The following is a 15,177-nucleotide window of genomic DNA, read 5'->3' on the forward strand; positions in this document are numbered from 1 at the left end:
GCTCCTTGACCTCATCACCAAGTGTCGACGGACTCGACTTCGGTCGCCGGGTCCTCGGTTCAAGCACCGCAGCCTGACCATCTGTCACGGCCCGTTTACGTAACGCGTAGAACGACTTTCGAGAAATTCCATGCTCGACGCAGAACGTCGAGACCGCCCCACGAGGCGCGTCATCGGGCCACTGCGCGATCGCCAGACGGACACGAGGATCGATGGGTTCATTGACAGCCACCGCCCGAGCCTGGTGGCAGAAGTGTCACCACCAAGACCACCGGAACTGTCACCGATGTCCTGATGCAGAACTGTCACCGATGTCTTGAGACATAACACCGGGTCTGCGGGAACGGGCGACTCCCATGCGACTAGATCCCAAAGGGCGCCAGAGAGGGACGGACGATGGCCATGCTGAGGCACTTGGGCAATCTGGAACGCGAGGTGATGGATCACCTCTGGGACGCGGACGGGCCACTGACCGTTCGCGAGGTCCATCACGCCATCTGCGCCGAACGCAAACTCGCGTACACAACCGTCATGACGGTGCTGCGCAGACTCGCCGGCAAGGGCGTCGTCCACCAACTGCGCGACGACCGGGCGCACCGTTACTTCGCTTCGCGCAGCCGCGACGAGCTGGTGGCCGGTCTCATGGTCGATGCGCTCGGACAAGCTGCAGACCAAAGCGACCGGCACGCGGCCCTCGTCCACTTCGTCACGCAGGTCGCGGCCGACGAGGTCGATGTCCTGCGCCAGGCGCTGTCCGCCGTGGACCCCGGAACCAGTCGCCGCGCAGGGGGTTTGACACCCCGACTCAGCGCCTAGTGCGGACCGATCTCAACCACCGAGCAGGCATCGCTCGCTGCCCCCGCGGGCCGCTTCATACCTCTGCAGCAGTTCCTGAGGCAGCCGCCCCCGGCTACCGACCTCATGGCCGTTCATCCGCAGCCACTCGCGTGCTTGCCGGTGGTGTGATCGTTCCTTGCCGGATGACGCCTGTTCGACAGGCCAGTTCGTTCGGTCGCTCCCACGGCTCGCCCTGCTGGCCGCCCGGATATACGGCTCGAAGCAGTTCCGCATCCGCACCGCATTCGCCTCGGACAGATCGATCGCGTATCTGACCCCATCGAAGGAGAACTCAAGCGTCGTTGCCGCGACGGAGCCGTCCAGATCGTCCGTCCATGCAGTCGAATACTGTTTCGCCACTGGAACATTCACCTCCACACCACGCCGGCCTGCAGTGTTTCCCCGGAAAAGCTAGCGGAGCGGCACGAGACGGGCAATGCGCTTTCGCCTCTTTTATTTCAGAAGCTCAAGTGGTAGAACCCCCACGGACTGCGGCTAGAAGTCGTCGGGCACGCCCGGCGCGACGGGCCAGCCGAAGGCGACGGCGGCACGGTGCACCAAACCCGGCGTGAACTCGCGAACCAACCCGGCACTCGCCAGCGCCTGCAGATCCACCCCACCGAGGTACACCGCACCGAGCTCGCGCACGGAGATCGCGATATCGGCCGGTGCCGTGGTGGTTTCACATTCGGCGCCGTCAGGACCCCCACGCAGACGCACCCGACCGGTGTTCCACGGGCACAACCCATCCGTGACCTCCAGCACCACGTCGACCGGAGCGGCATAGCTGCGCAAGCCCAGTGCGCGCGGCACGTCGACCAGCCTGACGTAGACACCGTCTCTGACTTCGCACGCCAGCGCACGCCGGTCTGCCACCAGACTGAGGAGCGGCTCATCGACGGCAGCGCCGTCGTAGGCAAACGTCCTGACCAGATCCATGTCCAGGAGATAGCGCCAAATCTTCGCGTACGCACGATGATTGGTGGCCACTACTTCTTGAACGTGGACTTCACTATTGGGCTGGCCGCGGTCCGTCCAGCCGTTCTTCGGCCGGTAGATGCCGAATCCGCTGACGGTGCCGTCGGGCTCGTGGTGCAGGAGGAAGCGAAGCTTGCCGGAGTCCTTGCGTCTCACCTCGTTGTCATGGATCCAGTTGTCCCACCACGGGCGCGGCCGCTCCATCAAGCCGGGGCGTTGCAGCATGGCCTGCTGGTGAATCTCGGGTCCACTGGCCAACAGCGTCTCGGCGTCGACGTGCGTCACCGACCCGTCGCCGAGTTCGACGTCGTCGCGGAATCCCAGCTCACGTACGTTGCCGGAGAGCTCCGCCACCGGTACTGCCATCCCGTACCCGAAGCGCCCATAGATGGCCGCCTCCGACGCGAACAGTATTGCCAGAGCCTCGGTTCCACGTGCCCGGACATCCTCGAGCTGGTGGCGCATCATCGCGGTCAGCAGGCCGCGGCGCCGGTGGCTGGGTGACACGGTCACCGCGGTGACGGCGGCCACCGGCGTGGTCCCGCCGCCGGGCAGCACCACGTCCTTGCCGAAAGCGCCGGCAGTGGCGACCCAACGGGTGCCGTCGTGGAAGCCGAACATGCGGTCGTACTCAGTGAAGGCGCGCATCAGGTCGATCTCGTCCTGCTGCGGATCCTGAAGGAAAACCCCGTACGACGTAGCCATGAACGCATCGAAATCATCACTGTCGCTCACAGAGCGCAGCGTCAAATCAGTCATGTACCAACGGATATCACACGGCCATATCGCACGTCATCCGAATTTCCTTGCAGCAAACAAAGTCTGAATCTCTGAGCATGTCGGCGGCGCACTCACCGGAGTCTTGACCGACAATGAAGACTCTCTTAATCATGCATCAAGAAAGCGGCCACGGGTCGCCCCCAACAGTGAGGAACCACATGTCGGATGGAATAGGCGACGCGCAAGTCGCACCGCTACCGGTACTCGACGAAGCCGGACGGCAAACCCTTTTCACGCGGGCGCGGACCGTCCACGCTTTTGCCGACGATCCCGTATCCGATGACCAACTCATCGAAGCCTGGGAACTGGCGCGGTGGGCGCCAACATCAGTCAACACACAACCTCTCCGAATTCTCTTCGTACGCAAGGGCGATGCTCGCGACCGACTGGCCCCCCACATGTTCGATTCCAACCAGGCCAAGACGGCCGGTGCGCCTGTTGTCGCAGTACTGGCCATCGACAGACGGTTCGATCTCTTCGAGGCGAACACTGAATTACGTTCCGAAACCGGAATTTTCAGCGGCGCCTTGCAGTCCGCGTACTTCATCATGGCACTCAGAGCAGTCGGCTTGGCAGCCGGACCGATGGGCGGATTCGACATGGATGCCGTCGACCGCGAGTTCTTCCCTGATGGAAAGTGGAAATCCGTTCTGATTGTCAACATCGGTTACCCGGGTGCGAATCCGTGGGCAGACCGACTGCCCCGGCTTGACCCGGCTCAGATCATCCGGTCGGCATAGGAAAATTCTCTGCACGCTCACTGATTTGTGCACGAAAATCCGCGCTGGCCGCGGATTCTCGTGCACAAATCACCGGTTAGTTACGAAGTCGGTAGAGAGCGGCCAGCGGAGGCGTATTGGTCCGTCAACCGAGCCGCGGCCTTCCGGTAGCGGTCGACATTGGCGAGCTTGATCGATTCGTACCCGCGAATCATGTCGGGCAGGTCGGCGATCTCGATTGCCAGAGCCAGGTTCGTGTCAGTCAGCCCACTCAACACCTCGTCGAGCATCTCGCGATACTCGACGACGAGTTCACGCTCACACCGACGCACCCGCGCCAGCCCGAACAGGTCGGCTCTGCTTCCTCGTATTTTCCTGCCTGAAGCCAGAATTCGAAACGCGGGACGGGCCCATGGCCCCAGCGAGATCTTCCGTTTGAGACCGAGTGCGCGAAGGAACGGTGGGTGGAATCGGTAAGCAACGCGCGCGCCCGGACCGAACTCGGCCGCAACCATGGCTGTCACCGCCGGGTCCAGTGACAGCCGCGCGACCTCGTATTCGTCCTTGTACGCCATCAACTTGTACAGCTCGCGCGCGACCGAGGCGGACAGTTCTTCAGATCCCGGGATCCGCGTCTGTTCCGCACGCACGACGAAGGCCAGATAGCGGGTGTATTCGCCCGCATAACGCAGGCTTTGGTAATCGACGAGATCTGCGATCCTGATGGTCAGCAGACGTTCCAGTTCGCCGCCCGGGCGGGCACCGACCTGCCGAACCAACTCCTGCACGGCGGCAGACTTCCTCGGGCTCGGATCCTCCTGTGGTGCCGCCGCCTTCGCGAAGGCGGTCGGGTCGGCAACTGCCAACCGGCCGTAGCGGAACGCAGCGATATTCGCCTTCACCCCAGCGCCATTGAGGCTGATGGCCTGTTCGATCACAGAGGGCGGCAGGGGCAGGGCACCAGTCTGGACCGCTGCGCCCGCCAACAGGAGGTTGGCGTGCTGGTCGGTACCGAACAATCGGTTCACTGTCGCTCGCGCATCGATGAAGATGCTGTCGCGCACGGCATCTCGCAATGCATCGCGCAGCGGCCTCGAATCCGGAAATGACACAGCCGGATCGACGACCATCTGCCCGGTCGGCACCTCACTCGTCGACACCACAGCAGTGGTGCGAGCACGGTCGACAACCCTCGAGTACTTGTCGTCCACCGCGACCAGGAGGTCACAACCGAGATAGAGGTCGCACTCCCCCGCGGCAGCCTTGCTGGCTTCCTCGACCGGCGCTCGGGTGATCTTGATGTCAGAGACCACGGCGCCGCCCTTTTGCGCCAATCCGGTCTGGTCAAGGGTTCGCACCCGCCAGCCGGCCAATGTCGCAGCCGCACTGAGGATCTGCGCCAGTGTCACCACACCGGTGCCACCGACACCTGTGATCCGGGTGGTATGTGTCGCGGTGTCCGACTTCGGCGGCTCCGGCAACTCGGACCAGAATTCGGTTGAAACGGATTTCCGTGGCTTGCCATCAGGGGCAGGAATGACGGTGATGAAGGAGGGGCAATCTCCCTCCAGGCACGACAAGTCCTTGTTGCACGAAGATTGGTCGATGCGGGTCTTACGGCCGAACTCCGTATCGACGGGTTGCACCGACAAGCAGTTGGACTTCTGCCCGCAATCGCCGCAGCCCTCGCAGACACGCTCGTTGATCATGATGCGCTCCGCCGGTTCCGGCGCAAGACCGCGCTTACGCTTTCGCCGGAGTTCGGTGGCACACTCCTGGTCGTGGATGAGCAAGGTCACGCCGGCCGTGTCCGCCAAGGCCAGCTGGGCCTCGTTGAGGCGGTCGCGACTCCACACCGCAACGCCGCGAGGCAGCTTGACCTTCCGGTACGCCTTCACGTCATCGGTGGTCACGATGATTCGCGCCACCCCTTCGGCGAGCATGGCCGCACAGATTTGGCTGACGGTCATGCCACCCACAGCCTGCTGTCCGCCGGTCATCGCCACCGCGGAGTTGTAGAGCAACTTGTACGTGATGTTCACGCCCGCTGCCACCGCCGCCCGAATTGCCAGACTCCCTGAATGATGGAAGGTCCCGTCCCCCAGGTTCTGGATCAGATGGTCTCGGTGCAGGAACGGCGCCATGCCGATCCACTGGCTGCCCTCACCGCCCATCTGGGTCATGCCGATGACGTCACCAACTTGTCGTTCATCCATCAAGGTCACGAGCGCGTGACAACCGATCCCAGCCCCCACCGTTGACCCATCGGGGATTTTCGTCGAGATGTTGTGTGGGCACCCGGAGCAGAAGTATGGGGTGCGGCTTACGATCGGCAGGTTCAGTGACAGGCGCCGTTCGGTTCGCGGTCGTGCCGAAGCAAGTACACCGAAGCGCGCGAACATCGGCGCCAGGTGTTCGGCAACAACTTCCGGATCCAGTTCGCCGTCGGTGGGAAACATGCTGTCCCCGTCGGGATTCCGCTTGCCATGGATCATCGGCGAATCGGTCACCCCGTACAGGATGTCCTTCAGACCCATCTCTATCAGTGGTCGCTTTTCCTCCACCACGATGATGTGCTCAAGGCCCTCGGCAAACTCGGTGACGATGTTCGGCTCGATCGGGTGAATCATTCCCAGACGCAGCACCCGCACTCCACTCTCGACCCCCAGCATCCGCATCGCTTGAGCAAGATCGAGATAGGACTTTCCTGCCGCGACGACGCCGATTCGGTCGCCGGCCGCGCGTCGGGTGATGTCGTTCAATCCATTGACAGCGGCATACCTCCGCGCAATTTCCAGCCGCGAGCCGTCACGGCTTCGCTCAAGCTCACCCAGCCCGGGTTGAGCCAACCGCGCCGTCACTTCGTGCCGGTACATCACCCCGTTGAACTTCAGGTCGGGCACCACCGGCCGCACCCGCCCCGGGTCCATGTCCACCGTGCAGGATCCGTCGGCGACATTGGTGACGATCTTCATCGCCACCCACAGCCCACTGCACCGGGACATCGCAATTCCGTGGCGACCGAAATCCAAGGCCTGCTGCGGATCTGCAGGGTAGAGGATCGGTAAGCCAAGGTCTGCCAGCAGCAGTTCGGACGCCCCGGGCACACTGGACGACTTTGCCGACGGATCATCGCCCACCAGTGCCAGCACCCCGCCTTCAGGGTGCGTGCCCATGAGATTGGCGTGCCGGATGGCGTCGGCCGCGCGGTCGAGCCCGGGCGATTTGCCGTACCAGACTGCGGCCACTCCGCCCACGCGCTTGTCTGGTTGCATTGCAGCCAGCTGGGTGCCCTGCACCGCGGTGGCCGCCAACTCCTCATTGACCGCTGGTACGAAGACGATTTCGTGTTCGTCGAGCAACGAGGCGTTCCGCAGCAGCTCGGTGTCGTAACCGGCCAACGGCGATCCCTCATAGCCGGAAATGAAGGCGGCAGTTGATCTGCCGGCAGTGATGTCGTCGCGCCGCTGGTCTAGGACCAGCCGCACGAGAGCCTGGATGCCGGTGAGGTGGACCTCGCCGCGGACTGTGGTGTACCGGTCCAACTGTGCGGGAACGGGGTCAAGCACGAATACTCCTCAGAAAACTACGATTGCGTTTCGAGATCGGCTGCGCAACAGGCTTGTCTCAGCGCGAAGTTGATTTCCCTGACGTGGTCCGCGGTCAGGCCGGTACCGATCCAAGCGATGTGGCCGTCGGGCCGAACCAGAACCGCACGATCCTGTTCGAACCCCGGCAGCGGATCACCCTCGGTCATCAAGTCGCGCCCAACCACGAACGCTTGCAGCGGAATTGCGATGTCATCCCGACATAGTCCGTCCAGCCATGCCGCACCGTCAGGTCCGACCAGAAGAACGAACCCGGCACCGACAAGGTCCAGTGTGGAGATCCGTTCACCGGCCAGCGCCACCCATCGGTGCGGCAGGCGGCCGCCCACGACCGGAGCGTTGATCGGGTCCGCGCCCGCCGAGCCAGACTGTCCGTAGACATAGCCGAGCTCAAGGTCCAGATAGTCGAAATGCGGGCGTTGGTACGGTATCGCCTCAGCCAGCCGAAGACGCTCCGCCGCAGCGACTTCGGGATCGTCACTCTCCAGTCTCTCTGCAACAACCCGTGTGTTGGGGCCGATCCCTGCATCTGCCATCTTGACCGCGTTGGCGATGCTGTTTTCGGCGTTGGCCAGCGCAACCGGTCGGCGTTCGGTTTCGTATGTATCGAGCAGGCCCTCCGGTGCCCAGCCCTGCAAAACGGCCGCAAGCTTCCAACCGAGGTTGTCGGCATCGACGAGGCCGGTGTTCATGCCCAAGCCGCCCGTAGGTGGAAATTGATGTGCGGCATCGCCAACCAGAAATGTCCGGCCCTTTCGATACTGACGCGCTGTGCTCGCACCAAGGACCCACGTGCCGACGGAGCGCACGTCGATCTCGAGATCAGAGATACCGACCGCCTGACGGATCAGCTCCCGGCACCGGTCGGGTGTGTAATCGGCGATGGTCGTGGTCGCGGGATCGAAGCTCGTGTGAAACGTCCATCGGTTGGCGCCCAGCCTGATGAACACCCCCGGGCACTCGGAGTTCAGTACCCAGAAGAGCAATTCAGTTTGCTTGTCTGTCCATTCCGACAAATCTGCGTGGAAGTAGATGTTGAGCTGTTGCCCAAACTCTGGAATGCCGTCCATACCGATACCGATGCTGTCGCGCAGTCGCCCGCCGGCGCCCTCGGCGTCGATGAGGTAGGCGGCCGTGAGCGTTTCCCGCCGACCATCCGCGTCCACCGCTACCGCGACGTCACCGCCACGGTCTTCGATACTCAAAACTTTTGTGCGGTAGCGCACTTCGGTCATGCCAGATATCCGCACCGCATCAAGCAGGCGCTCCTGGACCCGGTCTTGTGCACACGAGGCCATAGCGACCGGCGATGCGTTCTGCCGCCGAGCGAGATGCTCGGCGGGCGCCTCGGCCAACTCGATTCGACCGAATTCCTCACCGGCTACAGTGTGCTTCCACAAGATGCTGATGCCGTCGTGGACGTGGATCGCTTCGGCGCTGATGTCATCAGCGATTCCCCAATTACGAAGCAGCTCCATTGATCTGGTGTTGATGACGTGGGCTCGGGGATGGGGGTTGATGCCGTCGTGCTGGTCGCACACGACCGTGCGCACGCCGTAGCGACCCAGCACATACGCTGCCGCCAATCCCGTGGGACCCGCACCGATGATGACCACAGCAGTCATTGAATCGCTCTCCTTCACGGCCACTTGACCAACTCAGCGAACGGCTCACCGGCCTCGAACCGCGTGATCAGTTCCTCGGGTTCGAAGGTGATGCCGATCGGGTTGGTCGCAAAGGCTTCCGACGTGACGAAGTTCTGTGTCTCCTCGTTGGTCATCGCGTCGATCTGTAGCTCAATCTGGTTGCCGTCTGGATCGCGGTAGTACATCGAGAGTGTCGGACCGTGGTTCACACACCAAAAGGGCTGCACGCCTTCGTTCTTCAGCTTGGTGTAGTTGTCAAGAAACGCCTGCATCGACCCGAAGGTGAACGCGACGTGGTGCAAGCCGGTGTGTCGGTCCTCCGGCGGCTCCGAGGCCCCCGTCGCAACAAATGCGATTCGGTGATGCTCCTCGTCATAGGTCATGAACGCGAGCATCTGGTTGGCGAAGGCAACCTCGCCGTCGAGCAGGCGTACGTACCAATCGGTCATCTCTCGGACACGACCGGTACGCAGCACCACGTGGGCGAGTTTCTCTGGTGAGGGCATTGTCAAAGCTCCTGGCTGTAGCGGCATTCACACCACTCTTGAATGTGAGACAAGACACGCTAACCATTCTCATGAATGGAAGTCAAGAGAACTTGCTACACCAATCCCCAAGCAGCACAAAGAGACCGGCCACCTAGGACCGGAGCCGACTACGGCCTAGCCGCTCACGAACCGCGCTTCGTCGCGGCCACTGCGGCCAACGACTCGAACACGAGAGCAATCAGCTCGCCGGCCGAGCGGTCCAGCCGGCGACTGCTGATCAAGATTCCCTCGAACAACACATGCGCCATGTCGGCGATCAGTTCTGCGTCGACACCATCAGGATTCCGTTCCTCGATCGCCGCGAGGAGCCGCTCGTCGAGCCATGACTGCACGTGCTCGTAAGCGGCACGGATCGACTCCGACTCTTCCATCCGCTCATAGGCCTCGCGATGCAGACTGCGATACGACTGAGCGTCCGATACCAGTGCCACCAGTTCCGAGTACGGGTCACCGTTGATCTTCCGATCGGCCTCGACCCGTTCACGGAGAGAGTCGAAGATGGACGTGAGCGCCGCGGCGAAGAGATCGTCCTTGGTCGGGTAGTACCAGTGCACCGCAGCCGGGGCCACGCCGGCGGCCCGCCCCACCGCAGCCACGCTTGTCCCCCGATATCCATGGGCCGCAAACAGCTCCACAGCCCGCTCGAGAATGGCCGCCTCGCGCTCGGCCCGCGGAATCTGCTGACGGTTCCTTGGCATGCGGAAATGATACCGATCTACCCAGGGCTCTTGACTGAGCGTCAAGTATTCTCTTAACTATCGAACAAGAGAATCATCTGGCCTGAGGAGCACCCATGCGGCTGTACACAACTGACCGTGGCATCGGCAGGGAAGATCGCGCCGGCACACTGGGCCTGCTCAACCTCCCCTACCGTGACCTCGGGGAACTGCTGGCCGGGCCGGGCCTCGCCGCCGCGCGAGCCGCATCGGTTACCGAAGAGGTCGAACTGGCTGAAGCCACCCTGTTGGCACCGATCATTCGGCCCGGGAAGATCCTGATCGTCGGCCTCAACTACCCGAGCCACGCAAAAGAGGCATTGCAGGCCTTCGCGGCCATGGGTCGCGGCGACATCGCACTACCCACCGAACCGAACATGCAGCTCATTGCCGGATCGGCGACCATCGGCACATCCGACGAGATCAAGTTGCCTGCCGTCGCACCCCTCGAAATCGACTACGAAGGCGAGCTGGCCGTCGTCATCGGTAAGACGGCTGCATCGATTCCCGCCGACCGAGCATGGGACCACCTGGCGGGCCTGACTATCGTCAATGACGTCGGAGCCCGCGACATCCAAATACGCGCCATGACAGGCGATCCCGTCGCATCGATAGGAGTGGCGAAGAGCTTCGACACCTTCAAGCCCCTCGGCCCCTGTCTCGTCACAGCAGACGAGTTCCAGGACGGCGTGGATTTGAGACTGCAAACCCGCGTGAATGGTGAAGTGCGACAAGATGATCGAACTAGTAGCTTGATCTTTCCGATCGCAGATTTGGTCGCACATTTCTCGAAACACCAGACGCTTCAACCCGGCGACGTCATTTGCACCGGTACACCGAGCGGAGCCGGCTTCTTCACCGGACGCTACTTGCGCCCCGGCGACGAGGTCGAGGTCAGCATCGAACGCATCGGAGTGTTGCGCAACCGAGTGTCCGCCGCATGATGTCCAACGGATGGCCGCCGCCTGACCTGGATGTGCCCGAAACCACGTACGACCTTCTGCTGCGGTCGACCACCCGCTTCGGCGACAAACCGGCATTACATCTGCTTGCGGCCGGTCCGAACTGGGGTACACCCACAACCTGGACGTACGCCGATCTACTTGGCCGTGTTACCCAAGCCGCCAACATGTACCTGGACGTCGGGCTCCCCGCCGGAGGAGTGGTTGGTCTGCTGCTACCCAACACGGCCGCGAGCTACCCCGCATTCCTCGGCGCGCAGGCCGTCGGCATCGTAAACCCCGTCAACCCGATGCTGGCGACCGAACACGTCATAGACATATTCAGGCTCACCGGGCCAATGTCCTTGTCGCTCCGGCACCGAGCCTCGATGCCGATGACTGGAACAAGGCATGTGAGGTGCTCGCCGCGCTCCCCAACATCACGGCATTGATCACCGTGGGCTTCGAAATCGCCTGTCCCGCTGTGGAATCAACTTCGATGTCGACGACTTTGGTTCAGACTCCATGGCTGTGTCCACCCGGCCGTCCGGCATCCCTGCTCAATGACCATGAGAACGACTCGGAGTCCGACTGTGCCGGCGCCGCAGCCCGATCCACGACGCCAAAATTGCTGCGATCACCACGATTTCAGCCACTGCTCCCCAACCGCGTGGATACAGCACCCCCGCGACGTGGTGATCGATGAACCCGGCCCGAGGTAACGGCGACATCCCGGCGCGGTCGCGGGCCCACCGCTCGACCGTGGTCAGCGGACATTCGACGACACCGGTGAGGATGATGGCGGTCCAGCCGACGATGAACGCGTGCACCCAGACGGTCACCGGCCAGCGCCACGCCAGGAATCCGCCGCCGATGAGGTAGCCGAGGAAGGCGAAGTGTGCGGCAACCGCCGCGGCTGCGATCGCGGAATACGGCATCGGCCTGCCTCTTCGAACTGGCGTAGCTGCTGGGACCTGGATACCCGGGGTGGAAACCGGCAAACCGTCGGCGTACCTACCCGATCGGGTAGGTAACGACCTACCCACGTGCACATTGGTCCGGACGGCGGCACGCCGTAGGCTGGGCGTGTTACCTGGATCACGGATGAGGAATGGGTCTGGTGAGACTCGACGTGATGGCGCCCGCACAGATCGCGGCGACGACGGCGGCGACGGCCGTGCCGACGCGGCTGTTGAAGTTCCATGCCCCGGAGATCGTGTTCGGTATCGACTCGATGGCGGAGGCTGCGCACGCCGCCGTCCGCCTGGGCGGGCTGCGGCCCATGCTGGTCACCGACCCCGGGCTGATCGAGGCCGGCTGGGTGGCCGAGCTGGTGGGGCACCTGCGCGCCCAGTGCGTCGAGGCGCACGTGTGGAGCGCGCTGACCCCGAACCCCAAGGACCACGAGGTAACGGCCGGCCACGAGTTCTACCGGTCGCACGGCTGCGATGTGCTCATTGCCTTGGGCGGCGGCTCGGTGATCGACGCGGCCAAAGGCATCGCGATCCTGGCGGCCAACGGCGGCCACATCCTCGACTACGCCGGAGTCGACAAGGCGACGGCGCCGATCCCGCCCCTCGTGGTGCTGCCGTCCACGTCGGGTACCGGCGCCGACGTCTCTCAGTTCTGCATCGTCACCGACACGACCCACAACACCAAGATCACCATCCTGGGCCGTGCCCTGGTCCCCGACATCACCGTCATCGACCCCCGACTGCTCACCACCATGCCCGAATGGCTCAACGCGGCAACAGGTCTGGATGCGCTGACGCACGGCATCGAGGCGTTCGTGTCGCTCGGGCACAACCAGCTGACCGACCACCACGCATTGCGGTCGGTTGTGATGGTCACCGAAAACCTGGTCACGACCATCGAGCGACCGCAGGACATGCCGGCCCGCGTGCTGATGGCGCAAGCCGCGCTGGAAGCGGGTCTCGCGTTCACCAACGCCATCCTGGGCGCCGCGCACGCCATGAGCCACCAAGTGGGTGGGCTCCTCGACTTGCCGCACGGCGTCATCAACGGCGTGCTGCTGCCCCACGTGGTGCGATTCAACGCCGAGGCCGACCCGGCTCCTTTCGCCACCATCGCCGCCTGCCTCGGGATCGCCGACAAGCGCGCCCCAGAGCTGGAATCCGCACTGGCACTTGCCGACCGACTCCAAGAGCTGGCCAGACAGGTGGGCGTGCCGCGCGGTCTCGCCGAATTGGGAGTACGTGACGCCGACGTTCCGGTGTTGGCCCACAACGCCCTTCAGGATGCGTGCCTGACGACCAACCCCCGCCCCATCGACGACGCACAACTGCGCGCGCTGTTCCGGGCTGCGCTATGACGACCCTGCCCGGCAACCCGGTGGTGCCGCGACGCGCGGCCGCCCCGGATCTGGACCAGCTCACCGGCGTGCGTTCCGGCAAAGGCACGTTCTATCCCGAGTTCCGGGTAGCCGCGCAACGCACCGAACGGGTGGTCGCAGCGCTCGACGCCATCTCACGCGCTCTGGTGCAGACCGTCAACGGCCCCGAGAATCTGGTGCGTGCCGTCGCCGAGGCGGCCCGCACCCATCTCGGTGCCGAATGGGTGTTGTTGGCGCTGGCCGACGGCGCCCTGCCGGAGGCACGACCCCGTCACCTCATCCTCGACGCGGAGGGGCACGCATACTCCTTCGAAGGCCTGTCGGGCACCAAGCATCCGGTACCGCACCTTCCGGATGCCGTCCTGAACCGGCTCAACGACGTCCTTCGGGGTCAGCTCGCCCAGTTCCGGGTACCCGTCATCGAAAACCACCACTCGCACGTCCCGATCGAACTCGACGGCGGGGTCGTCGGCGCGTTCGCGGCCTGGACGCCACCGCACCGGTTGCTCGACGGTATCGACGAGGCGGTGATGCGCATCCTCGCCAGTCAGACCGCGGTGGCGCTACAGAACTGTGAACTGTTCCAGCGCTCGCAGACCCTGTTGGCCCAATCCGAGGCACGCAATGCGCAGCTGCTGGCAACGCAACGCGAACTCGGTGCGGCACAACGCCATCAGGTACTGGACTCCGAGCGGCACCGCATTGCCCGGGAACTGCACGACAGCGTCACACAGACCGTCCTGTCGGCCGGTATGCAGATCGAGGTGTGCCGAAGTGAGGTCGAATCACGTTCCGGTCCAACAGGTCTGGCCGAGCGCCTGGACACCGCCAAAGCACTGACCCGATCGGCGATCGACCAGCTACGGTCGGCCATCTATGCGCTCAACCATTCCTCCGACGCCGACCGCTCCAGCCTCCCCGAGCTGCTCGAACAGCTCGCCACGGTGCACATGCCGAAAGACCTGCGGGTGACGCTGCGGGTCGACGGGGATGTCGCCGAACTGCCCAGTGCTGTCGAACGGAGCCTGCTTCGGATCGCCGGCGAGGCACTGTTCAACACCGCGATGCACGGCCGCGCCTCACGGGCCATCGTGCGATTGAGCTACCGCGCCGCCGGGGTCACCCTGTCGGTGTCCGACGACGGCATCGGTGACCCGGACAAACTCCGGATCCGGCTCCAACTCGCCGATGTCGCGGACCTCGACGGACACCATCGCGGGCTGGCCAACATGCTGGCACGGTGCCGCGAATACGGTGGCACCTTCACCGTCGGCCGCTCGCGTATCGGGGGCGTGCGGGTTGTCGCCACCATCCCGCGGGATCCACAAGAAGCTCCGGGCGAAGGAGTCGTGCCATGACCGTTGACACCAGCACCGGGACCATCCGCCTTGCACTGGTGGACGACCACGCCATCCTTCGCCAGGGGCTGCGGTCATTGCTGGAACGCGAAGACGACCTCGTGGTGGTCGGCGAGGCCTCCAGCGAGCCGGAAGCCGTGGCCATGGTCGCAGCGACGCAACCCGATGTGGTGCTGGTCGACCTCAAACTCTCCGCGGGGTCGGACTTCGAGGGATTATCGTTGTGCACCAAGCTTTCCGGCGCCCACCCCGACCTCGGCCTGCTCGTGCTGACCACGTTCCTCGATGAGGATCTGGTGGTACGTGCGGTGCACGCCGGAGCGCGTGGCTACGTGGTCAAGGACGTCGACACCACAGAACTGGTGCGGGCGATCCGTGCCATCTCCGCCGGACAGAGCGCGTTCGACTCGCGCAGCGCCGCTGCCGTGGTCCGCTCGCTCAGCGGCCGCGGCGATCAACGCGAGAAGCTCACCGACCGGGAGATCGAAGTGTTGCGGCTGCTCGCGGCGGGGCTGTCGAACCACAAGATCGGTGAGCAGCTGTACATCTCGGCGACCACCGCCAAGTTCCACGTCAGCAACATCATGCGCAAGCTCGACGTCAGCCGGCGCGCCGAGGCCGTGTACGCGGCCAGTAAACGCGGACTGATCTAGGCCGACGATCTTCGTCGGCCTAGATCAGCTGGTGTAGATG

At 63.8% G+C, this 15,177-nt stretch carries 14 protein-coding genes and 1 pseudogene; 7 read left to right on the forward strand and 8 right to left on the reverse strand.

Annotation, left to right across the window (positions count from 1 at the left end; translation table 11 throughout):
* Positions 1-232: pseudogene (locus tag BR47_RS33880) on the reverse strand (IS481 family transposase); the annotation flags it as partial.
* A 164-nt stretch (positions 233-396) separates the two neighbouring features.
* On the opposite strand from BR47_RS33880, the gene BR47_RS0124480 reads away from it, so the two are divergent.
* Positions 397-816, forward strand: a complete 420-nt coding sequence (locus BR47_RS0124480) for a BlaI/MecI/CopY family transcriptional regulator (RefSeq protein WP_029121096.1) — start codon at positions 397-399, stop codon at positions 814-816.
* A gap of 12 nt (positions 817-828) precedes the next feature.
* On the opposite strand, the gene BR47_RS0124485 is transcribed toward BR47_RS0124480, so the two are convergent.
* A complete protein-coding gene (locus tag BR47_RS0124485) occupies positions 829-1,197 on the reverse strand; it encodes a histone-like nucleoid-structuring protein Lsr2 (protein WP_029121097.1) in 369 nt (122 codons plus the stop codon).
* Between the two features lie 135 nt (positions 1,198-1,332).
* A complete protein-coding gene (locus tag BR47_RS0124490) occupies positions 1,333-2,574 on the reverse strand; it encodes a GNAT family N-acetyltransferase (RefSeq protein ID WP_029121098.1) in 1,242 nt (413 codons plus the stop codon).
* Positions 2,575-2,753: 179 nt separating this feature from the next.
* On the opposite strand from BR47_RS0124490, the gene BR47_RS0124495 reads away from it, so the two are divergent.
* Positions 2,754-3,335: a malonic semialdehyde reductase gene (locus tag BR47_RS0124495; RefSeq protein WP_029121099.1), complete on the forward strand. Its 582-nt coding sequence runs from the start codon at positions 2,754-2,756 to the stop codon at positions 3,333-3,335.
* An 80-nt stretch (positions 3,336-3,415) separates the two neighbouring features.
* Here the strand turns inward: BR47_RS0124495 and BR47_RS0124500 are convergent, their stop codons facing one another.
* The 4 genes from BR47_RS0124500 to BR47_RS0124515 all read right to left on the reverse strand — a co-directional run bounded on the left by BR47_RS0124500 (position 3,416) and on the right by BR47_RS0124515 (position 9,814).
* A complete protein-coding gene (locus BR47_RS0124500; RefSeq protein ID WP_029121100.1) occupies positions 3,416-6,883 on the reverse strand; it encodes an indolepyruvate ferredoxin oxidoreductase family protein in 3,468 nt (1,155 codons plus the stop codon).
* A 17-nt stretch (positions 6,884-6,900) separates the two neighbouring features.
* On the reverse strand, positions 6,901-8,547 hold the full coding sequence (locus tag BR47_RS0124505) for an FAD-dependent monooxygenase (RefSeq protein WP_036427725.1): 1,647 nt from the start codon (positions 8,545-8,547) through the stop codon (positions 6,901-6,903).
* A gap of 14 nt (positions 8,548-8,561) precedes the next feature.
* Positions 8,562-9,074 (reverse strand): VOC family protein, encoded by a 513-nt coding sequence (locus BR47_RS0124510; RefSeq protein WP_029121102.1) that lies wholly within the window; start codon positions 9,072-9,074, stop codon positions 8,562-8,564.
* A 164-nt stretch (positions 9,075-9,238) separates the two neighbouring features.
* Positions 9,239-9,814, reverse strand: a complete 576-nt coding sequence (locus BR47_RS0124515) for a TetR/AcrR family transcriptional regulator (protein ID WP_081831387.1) — start codon at positions 9,812-9,814, stop codon at positions 9,239-9,241.
* Between the two features lie 95 nt (positions 9,815-9,909).
* Here BR47_RS0124515 and BR47_RS0124520 point away from each other — a divergent pair, with 95 nt between their 5' ends.
* Together BR47_RS0124520 and BR47_RS32790 are read left to right on the forward strand one after the other, a co-directional pair.
* Positions 9,910-10,776, forward strand: a complete 867-nt coding sequence (locus tag BR47_RS0124520) for a fumarylacetoacetate hydrolase family protein (protein WP_029121104.1) — start codon at positions 9,910-9,912, stop codon at positions 10,774-10,776.
* Positions 10,776-11,225 (forward strand): AMP-binding protein, encoded by a 450-nt coding sequence (locus BR47_RS32790; protein ID WP_231506770.1) that lies wholly within the window; start codon positions 10,776-10,778, stop codon positions 11,223-11,225. The genes BR47_RS0124520 and BR47_RS32790 overlap by 1 nt, the downstream gene beginning before the upstream one ends.
* 108 nt (positions 11,226-11,333) lie before the next feature.
* Here the strand turns inward: BR47_RS32790 and BR47_RS0124525 are convergent, their stop codons facing one another.
* On the reverse strand, positions 11,334-11,711 hold the full coding sequence (locus BR47_RS0124525; RefSeq protein WP_029121105.1) for a DUF2784 domain-containing protein: 378 nt from the start codon (positions 11,709-11,711) through the stop codon (positions 11,334-11,336).
* A 197-nt stretch (positions 11,712-11,908) separates the two neighbouring features.
* Between BR47_RS0124525 and BR47_RS0124530 the strand changes: the two genes are divergently transcribed.
* Genes BR47_RS0124530 through BR47_RS0124540 form a run of 3 tightly spaced genes read left to right on the forward strand, consistent with a single transcriptional unit; the run spans position 11,909 to position 15,137 of the window.
* Positions 11,909-13,105 carry an iron-containing alcohol dehydrogenase gene (locus tag BR47_RS0124530; protein WP_029105855.1) on the forward strand — a complete coding sequence of 399 codons (1,197 nt, stop codon included), beginning with the start codon at positions 11,909-11,911 and terminating at the stop codon, positions 13,103-13,105.
* Entirely contained in the window at positions 13,102-14,484 is a 1,383-nt protein-coding gene (locus tag BR47_RS0124535) for a MadS family sensor histidine kinase (protein WP_029121106.1), read from the forward strand. The genes BR47_RS0124530 and BR47_RS0124535 overlap by 4 nt, the downstream gene beginning before the upstream one ends.
* Positions 14,481-15,137: a MadR family response regulator transcription factor gene (locus BR47_RS0124540; RefSeq protein WP_020104203.1), complete on the forward strand. Its 657-nt coding sequence runs from the start codon at positions 14,481-14,483 to the stop codon at positions 15,135-15,137. Before BR47_RS0124535 ends, BR47_RS0124540 begins: the two co-directional genes overlap by 4 nt.
* Positions 15,138-15,177 lie beyond the last annotated feature (40 nt).

The organism is Mycobacterium sp. UNC410CL29Cvi84 (assembly GCF_000686745.1).
Lineage (GTDB): Bacteria > Actinomycetota > Actinomycetes > Mycobacteriales > Mycobacteriaceae > Mycobacterium > Mycobacterium mucogenicum_B.

Bases quoted from the DNA above. Each gene is read 5' to 3' on its own strand.
- BR47_RS0124480 (WP_029121096.1), top strand. From the start codon at position 397: ATGGCCATGCTGAGGCACTTGGGCAATCTGGAACGCGAGGTGATGGAT.
- BR47_RS0124490 (WP_029121098.1), bottom strand. From the start codon at position 2,574: ATGACTGATTTGACGCTGCGCTCTGTGAGCGACAGTGATGATTTCGAT.
- BR47_RS0124495 (WP_029121099.1), top strand. From the start codon at position 2,754: ATGTCGGATGGAATAGGCGACGCGCAAGTCGCACCGCTACCGGTACTC.
- BR47_RS0124505 (WP_036427725.1), bottom strand. From the start codon at position 8,547: ATGACTGCTGTGGTCATCATCGGTGCGGGTCCCACGGGATTGGCGGCA.
- BR47_RS0124510 (WP_029121102.1), bottom strand. From the start codon at position 9,074: ATGCCCTCACCAGAGAAACTCGCCCACGTGGTGCTGCGTACCGGTCGT.
- BR47_RS0124515 (WP_081831387.1), bottom strand. From the start codon at position 9,814: ATGCCAAGGAACCGTCAGCAGATTCCGCGGGCCGAGCGCGAGGCGGCC.
- BR47_RS0124520 (WP_029121104.1), top strand. From the start codon at position 9,910: ATGCGGCTGTACACAACTGACCGTGGCATCGGCAGGGAAGATCGCGCC.
- BR47_RS32790 (WP_231506770.1), top strand. From the start codon at position 10,776: ATGTCCAACGGATGGCCGCCGCCTGACCTGGATGTGCCCGAAACCACG.
- BR47_RS0124525 (WP_029121105.1), bottom strand. From the start codon at position 11,711: ATGCCGTATTCCGCGATCGCAGCCGCGGCGGTTGCCGCACACTTCGCC.
- BR47_RS0124530 (WP_029105855.1), top strand. From the start codon at position 11,909: ATGGCGCCCGCACAGATCGCGGCGACGACGGCGGCGACGGCCGTGCCG.
- BR47_RS0124535 (WP_029121106.1), top strand. From the start codon at position 13,102: ATGACGACCCTGCCCGGCAACCCGGTGGTGCCGCGACGCGCGGCCGCC.
- BR47_RS0124540 (WP_020104203.1), top strand. From the start codon at position 14,481: ATGACCGTTGACACCAGCACCGGGACCATCCGCCTTGCACTGGTGGAC.